We start from the raw sequence: 549 nt of genomic DNA, 5'->3' as shown, positions 1-549 counted from the left end.
CGTTTCGTTCCTCGATTCGGGCGACGAGATGATCCCGGCGATGCTCAACTACCTGGGCCTGGACCCCAACAGCCAGGATCCGGAAGACTACAAGAAGGCCGAGGCCCAGCTCCTCAAGATCCGGCCTTACGTGACCTATTTCAATTCCTCCAAATACATCTCCGACCTGGCCAACGGCAACATCTGCGTGGCTGCCGGGTTCTCCGGCGACATCTTCCAGGCCCGCTCCCGTGCCAGCGAAGCCGGCAAGGGCATCGAAATCGCCTACGTGATCCCCAAGGAAGGCGGCAACCTCTGGTTCGACATGCTGGCGATCCCGCGCGACGCCACCAACGTCAGGGAGGCCCATGCGTTCATCAACTACCTGCTCAAGCCTGAGGTGATCGCCCAGGTCAGCGACGTGGTCGGTTATGCCAACCCGAACCCCAAGGCTGGCGAACTGATGGACCAGAAAGTCCGCACCGACGAAGCGGTTTATCCACCGCAAGCGGTCGTCGACAAGCTTTACGTCAACTCCGAGTTGCCGCCCAAGATCCAACGACTCATGAC

General features: G+C 60.3%; 1 protein-coding gene. It reads left to right on the top strand.

The window, feature by feature from the left end; genetic code table 11:
- Window positions 1-549: extracellular solute-binding protein (locus OC610_RS28645; RefSeq protein WP_264433145.1), on the top strand; the 549-nt coding region annotated here is incomplete at both ends.

The organism is Pseudomonas agronomica, assembly GCF_025917275.1.
Taxonomy (GTDB): Bacteria; Pseudomonadota; Gammaproteobacteria; order Pseudomonadales; family Pseudomonadaceae; genus Aquipseudomonas; species Aquipseudomonas agronomica.
The sequence above is the reverse complement of the archived record's forward strand: the minus strand, read 5'-3'. Positions and strand labels throughout refer to the sequence as shown.